A 6,000-nucleotide genomic window follows, 5' to 3' on the forward strand; every position below is an offset into this window, starting at 1 on the left:
GGTGTGGTGGCGTTCAGGCCTGTGGGTCGGGTCGGGCGAGTTTGCGGGCCGCTGCGCGGGCGCGGCGTGTGGTGGCGTCCAGGGACGTGGTCGGGTCGCCGAAGATGCCCTCGGTGAGGAAGGCCGCGAAGCCGTAGGCCGCCGCCCCGATCGTGTGGATCAGGTCGTCCTGGGCCGCGGTGTCCGTGACCAGGTGGGCGGCCGGGGTGCGAAGCAGGCTGAGTACCCGGTCGCCCGCCTCGGCCAGCGCCGGATAGCGCGCCTTCGCCAACCCCGCGCTGAAGGTGATCTCGAAGAGGGCCCGGCTCTCCGCCGCGAACTCCACATAGGCCGCCGCGAAGGCGGCCAGTTGTTCCACCGGGTCCGTCTCCGCGGCCATGGCCGCCTGGAAGAGATCGTGCTGCCGCTCGTAGCCCGCGCGGGCCAGCTCCGCCAGGAGCGCGTCCTTGTCGGCGAAGTGCTTGTACGGCGCCGCGACGCTCACCCCCGCCCGGCGGCTCGCCTCCGCCAGCGTGAAGCCCTGCGCACCCCGCTCCGCGACCAGGTCCAGCGCCGCCCGCAGCAGCGCGTTGCGCAGGTCGCCGTGGTGTTGCCCGCTGGGTCGCGTGGTGGCCATCCGCAGAGGTTAACGTCTTTTACCAGAATGCTGCCAAGGCCGCTGACGCCGCGCGCCCAGCTCATCCGAGAGCGGCCGCCCCGTGACGGTGTTGGCGCGGCGTCGTGCCGCGTACCCGTTTGAACGCCACCGTCAGCGCGAACCCGTTGGCGTAGCCGACCCGCCGGGCGATCGAGCCGACGGTGTCGTCGCTGTGGAGCAGCGCCTCCGCCGCCAGGTCCAGGCGCCAGTGCGTCAGGTACGTCATCGGCGGCTGTCCGACCAGCGCGGTGAACCGCCGGGCGAACGCGGCCCGCGACGCGCCGGCCGAGGCAGCCAGGGAAGCGACCGTCCACGGCCGGGCCGGGTCGTCGTGGATGAGCCGCAGGGCCGGCCCGACGAGGGGGTCGCCGTGGGCGCGGTACCAGCCGGGCGGGTCCGCCGCCGGACGGGCGAACCACGCGCGCAGCGTGGCGACGAGGGCCAGGTCGAGCAGGCGGTCCAGGACCACCTGCTGGCCGGGCTCGTCGCGGCTCACCTCCTCGGCGAGCATCGCCATCACCGGGGACCGCACGTCCTGTCCCGGCACGCACAGCACGGTCGGCAGGCAGCTCAACAGCCGGGAGTTGACGTTCGCGGAGACCTGGTAGGTGCCGCTCGCCACCACGGCCGAGTCGCCGGCGCGCCCGGTGCCGGTGCGCGGACCGAGGGCGCTGGTGTTGCCGCTGAGCCGGAACTCGGCGGTGACGTCGCGCCCGTCGAAGGTGGTCAGGCGGTTGTCCGCGTGGACGACCAGCGACGGGCGGGTGCCCGGGTCGTCGGCCACCGTGTAGGCGCCCGGCCCCTGCACGATGGCCACGTCGCCGGTGCGGATCAGGGTGGGCGCGCCGTCGTCCGGCACCACCCAGGCGTGGCCACGCAGCGGAGTGGCGATCGCGAGCGGAGCGCGGTCGGCGATCCGCAGCGCCCACGGCGGCTCCAGCACGGCCCGGCAGAACGCCGCCGTGCGGGCGCGGACGCCGTCGAGCAGATCTCCGAGCGGGTCCATGCCCACCGAGCGTAGACGACCAGACAGGCGAACGAGCCAGGCAAACATGGATCGTCCCACTTCTGCCGCATTGACTGGGATCAACGGATTCACACGTCAGGAGGCGGAGATGTACGCGATCACGGGAATCACCGGTCACGTCGGCGGCGCGACGGCCGGCGCCCTGCTCGACGCGGGTGCGCGGGTGCGCGCGGTCGTCCGTACCCCCGGAAAGGGCAAGCCCTGGGCCGCCCGCGGCGCGGACGTCGCGATCGCCGACTTCACCGACCGCACGGCGCTGGCCGCGGCCCTGGTCGGCTGCGCCGGCGCGTTCGTCATGCTGCCGACCGTCCCGACCTTCACCGACGCCGACCACCGGCGCATGGCCGAGTCGATCGTGGCCGCGGTCGCCGCCGCCGGCGTGCCGCACGCGGTGCTGCTCTCGTCGGTCGGAGCGGACCTGCCCGCCGGGACCGGCCCGGTCCGGTGGCTGCACCATCTGGAGAACGGGCTGCGGGACGCGGGCGTACGGACGACCGCGCTCCGCTCGCCCCACTTCCAGGAGAAGGTCGAGGCCGTGCTGGCCGCGGCGACCGGCGCCGGCGTGTACCCGGTGTTCGGCGACTCCGCCGACGTGCCCACGCCGATGGTGGCCACGCGCGACGTGGGCGCCGCCGCCGCGCAGGCCCTGCTGGCGCCGCCGCCGGCCGGCGAGGTCGTCGACCTGTCGGCGCCCGCGTACACCGAGCGGGAGGTCGCGCACGCGCTCGGCGCTCTGCTCGGCCGGGAGCTCGAGGTCGTCCGCGTGCCGCGGGCCGGCTGGCTGGGCGCGCTGACCGAGGCGGGCGTCCCGCCGCTGCTCGCGACGGAGCTCGTCGAGCTGTACGACGCCGAGAGCCGTGGCCTGCTCCGACCGCGCGGCGACCGGGTGCACCCGTGCACGACCGCGCTCGCCGACACGCTGCGCGCGATGGTGCCGGCATGACCGCCTGGACCGCGGCTGACATGCCCGACCAGCGCGGCCGCACGGTGCTGGTGACCGGTGCGAGCAGCGGCCTCGGCGCGGAGGTCACCCGCGAGCTGGCCGCGGCGGGCGCCACGGTGATCATGGCGTGCCGCGACGCCGCCAAGGCCCGGGCCGTGGCCGGCACGGTCCGGGGTGAGACGGAGGTACGGGTGCTCGACCTGGCCGACCTGGCGTCGGTACGCGCGTTCGCCGACGGGCTGCCCGCCCCGGTCGACGTGTTGATCAACAACGCGGGCGTGATGGCGGTCCCCGAGGGCCGGACGGCGGACGGGTTCGAACGGCACATCGGCACCAACCACCTGGGGCCATTCGTGCTGACGGCGCTGCTGGGCGACCGGGTACGCGACCGCGTGGTCACCGTGACCAGCGGGCTGCACGTACTCGGCCGGATCGGCGACGACCTCAACTGGGAACGCCGGCGCTACCGGCGCTGGCTGGCCTATGCCCAGTCCAAGCTGGCCAACCTGCTCTTCGCGTACGAGCTGCAGAGGCGGCTGGCCGCGGCGGGCCGGGCCACGGTCTCGGTCGCCGCGCACCCGGGTCTCGCCGCGACCGAGGGCCAGCGGCGGGACCGGTCGCTGCAGGGCCGGATCCTCGCCGGCGGCCGTGCGCAGAGCCCGCGGATGGGCGCCTTGCCGATCCTCTACGCGGCCACCGCACCGTCGGTAGCCGGCGGCACCTGCATCGGCCCCGACGGCTTCCTCCAGCGCAACGGCCACCCGGTCGTGGTGCGCACGAGCGCGCGCTCCCGGGACGGTGCCCTCGCCGGACGTCTCTGGTCACGATCCGCGGACCTCACCGGCGTATCCGGTCTGCGAGGGTGACAGCCGAACTCCCCGCGTGATCAGCGCAGGGAGCCCGGCCACCCGCGGGTCAGGCCAGCTTCACCTCGATGGTCGTGGCCACCTCGTCCGGTGTGGGCATCGCGGCGATCTCGTCCGCGATCCTGCGTGCGTTCTCCCGGTACGAGGGCTCCGCGAGCACCCTGCCGACCGCCGTCACCACCGCGTCGACGCTGAACTCGTCCGGGAGGATCCGCGCCGCGGCGCCCGTGGCCACCGCCCGTTCGGTCTGGAAGAACTGGTCCGCGCCCTGTGGCGTGAGCACCAGCGGGATGCCGGCCGCCAGGGCCGCCAGGTTGGTGCCGGCGCCGCCGTGGCCGACGACCACGTCGATGTCCGGGAGCAGCTCGTTGATCGGTGCGAACGGCTCGAACCGGACGGCCTCCCGGTCGACGTCGAACTGGTCCGGCGACATGGTGAGGCCGAGCGTCACCCGGAGCCCGGCACCGGTCGCCGCCAGCCCCTTCACCACAGGGCCGAGCACCTCCGGGTTGCCGAAGATGGTGCCGGCGGTGAGCAGGATCCGCGGTTGCGCCGGGAGTGGCTGGACGGGCGCCGCCGGCACGCCCGCCGGCCCGCGGTGGGCCTCGGGCCGCATCGGCAGCCAACCCGCCGGCGCGACCCAGCCGTCCCGCTGGAGCCCGGGCGGGCAGATGTCGAGGACGAACCGCGCCGGCCGCCGCGTCAGGCCACGGGCGGCGTACCGCTCGCCGACCCTGGGTGTCGCCAGGCTTTCGAAGTGCTTCAGCTCGGGGCCGAGCGTGACGATGGCGACCGGCACGTCCAGCGTCACCGCGACCAGCGGACCGACCAGGTCGTACGGGTCCGCGACGATCAGGTCGGGTCGCCAGTCCCGGGCCAGGCCGAGCAGTTCCTCGGTCGACGCGTCGACCCGGACCCCGGCCATGAACTCGGCCTCCACCTCGGGTGGGATCGGGCCGGCCATCGGGTCGACCCCCGTCCGGCGGATCAGTTCGCCGGTCATCGCGGGGACGTCCTCTCCGGTGGTGATGATCTCGAAGCCTTCTGGGGCGAGCAGCGGAGCCACCGGCCCGGGCACCATGAACGCGACCGTGTGGCCGCGCTTCCCGACTGCCCGGGCCAGCGGCAGCAGAGGCAGCAGGTGACCGAGTACCGGGACCCCCGTGAACAAAATGCGCATGATCCCGACCATAGGCACGAGTGGCGTCGTCGGGACACGGCGGAAATCACCCGTGGCGACGATCACCGGGGGATCGTAGGGACATGGTCACCTTCCGGCAGGCCGCCCAGCAGCTGGCCGAGCGCGAACCGGTGATGGCGCGGCTGGTGCGCGACGGACCGGCGCCCCGGATCCCGCTGTGGAAGGAGACCAACTTCGAGTCCCTGGTACGCGGGATCATCTTCCAGCAGCTCGCCCGGCCCGCCGCCGTGGCCATTCTCGGGCGGCTGGTCGACGCGGTCGACGGGGAGATCACCCCCGACACGGTCCTGCCGCTCAGCGACACCACGCTGCGCGCCGTCGGGCTCTCCGCCCGCAAGGTGATCTCGCTGCGCGACCTGGCCACCAAGGTCCGCGACGGCACCGTGGTCCTCGACAACAGGAGACTCGGCCACCTCGCCGACGACGAGATCATCCGTCGCCTGTCGACGGTCAAGGGCATCGGTCCGTGGTCGGCCCAGCTCTTCCTGATCTTCCAGCTCCGCCGCCAGGACGTGTGGCCGGTCGGCGACCTCGGGATCAGGCGCGGGTACGGCGTCGCGTACGGCATTCCGACCCCCACCGAGAAGGAGCTCGAGCCGCTCGGCGAGCGGTTCCGCCCCTACCGCAGCACCGCCGCCTGGTACTGCTGGATGGCCGAGGCCGTCCTCGCCGGCCGCACCGCCACGCTGCCGATCGCCGACGACCCGATTCTCCGCGCCCACGGTCGGCGGGCCTGACCCGGAACAGACCGCCGATCGGGTTTGAATGTCCACCATGGAGAAACCCGTCCGGGTGGGGCTGGTCGGCGCCGGCCACTGGGCCGAGGTCATGCACGGCCCCACGTTCGCCGCCGGCCCGGAAACCACGGTGACCGGTGTCTGGGCCCGCCAACCGGCAAAAGCCCGAACGCTGGCAACAAAACTGGGCACCGAGGCGGCGCCAACCTTTTCCGCCCTCCTCGACCGCTGTGAAGCGGTCGCCTTCGCCGTGCCACCCGACGTCCAGGCGGAGCTGGCCGTCCAGGCCGCCCGGGCCGGCCGCGCCCTGCTGCTGGAGAAGCCCCTCGCCCTGACCATGACCGACGCCGAGAAGGTCGCCAAGGCCGTCCAGGAGAACGGCGTCGTCAGCCAGATCGTGCTGACCAAGCGCTACCACCCGGCGACCCGGGCATTCCTCGAAACGGGGGAAACATTCCGGGCCATCGGCGCCCGGGCCCGCTACCTGCACGGCGGCTTTCTCGATGGCCCGTTCGCCACCGGCTGGCGCCGCGAGCACGGCGCGCTGCTCGACCTCGGCCCGCACCTGCTCGACCTCGCGGAGGCCGCC

The 6,000-nt window shown here is 74.0% G+C and carries 7 protein-coding genes; 4 read left to right on the forward strand and 3 right to left on the reverse strand.

What is annotated here, in order from left to right:
* Window positions 1-13 precede the first annotated feature (13 nt).
* Together Asi02nite_RS35155 and Asi02nite_RS35160 are read right to left on the reverse strand one after the other, a co-directional pair.
* Window positions 14-616, reverse strand: coding sequence for a TetR/AcrR family transcriptional regulator (locus Asi02nite_RS35155; protein ID WP_203718350.1), 603 nt, complete (start codon window positions 614-616; stop codon window positions 14-16).
* A 61-nt stretch (window positions 617-677) separates the two neighbouring features.
* Entirely contained in the window at window positions 678-1,643 is a 966-nt protein-coding gene (locus tag Asi02nite_RS35160; protein WP_203718351.1) for an AraC family transcriptional regulator, read from the reverse strand.
* Window positions 1,644-1,752: 109 nt separating this feature from the next.
* Here Asi02nite_RS35160 and Asi02nite_RS35165 point away from each other — a divergent pair, with 109 nt between their 5' ends.
* Complete coding sequence (locus Asi02nite_RS35165; RefSeq protein ID WP_203718352.1) at window positions 1,753-2,607, forward strand: NmrA family NAD(P)-binding protein; 855 nt, start codon at window positions 1,753-1,755, stop codon at window positions 2,605-2,607.
* Window positions 2,604-3,473, forward strand: a complete 870-nt coding sequence (locus tag Asi02nite_RS35170; protein ID WP_203718353.1) for an oxidoreductase — start codon at window positions 2,604-2,606, stop codon at window positions 3,471-3,473. Before Asi02nite_RS35165 ends, Asi02nite_RS35170 begins: the two co-directional genes overlap by 4 nt.
* Before the next feature lie 49 nt (window positions 3,474-3,522).
* Here the strand turns inward: Asi02nite_RS35170 and Asi02nite_RS35175 are convergent, their stop codons facing one another.
* On the reverse strand, window positions 3,523-4,653 hold the full coding sequence (locus tag Asi02nite_RS35175) for a glycosyltransferase (RefSeq protein WP_203718354.1): 1,131 nt from the start codon (window positions 4,651-4,653) through the stop codon (window positions 3,523-3,525).
* An 83-nt stretch (window positions 4,654-4,736) separates the two neighbouring features.
* Here Asi02nite_RS35175 and Asi02nite_RS35180 point away from each other — a divergent pair, with 83 nt between their 5' ends.
* Both Asi02nite_RS35180 and Asi02nite_RS35185 read left to right on the forward strand, forming a co-directional pair.
* Entirely contained in the window at window positions 4,737-5,411 is a 675-nt protein-coding gene (locus Asi02nite_RS35180; RefSeq protein ID WP_203718355.1) for a DNA-3-methyladenine glycosylase family protein, read from the forward strand.
* Window positions 5,412-5,448: 37 nt separating this feature from the next.
* Window positions 5,449-6,000, forward strand: a 552-nt coding sequence (locus tag Asi02nite_RS35185; protein ID WP_203718356.1) for a Gfo/Idh/MocA family protein, incomplete at its 3' end; no start/stop codon positions are given.

The sequence above is a fragment of the Asanoa siamensis genome (assembly GCF_016862555.1).
In the GTDB taxonomy this organism is placed as follows: Bacteria; Actinomycetota; Actinomycetes; order Mycobacteriales; family Micromonosporaceae; genus Asanoa; species Asanoa siamensis.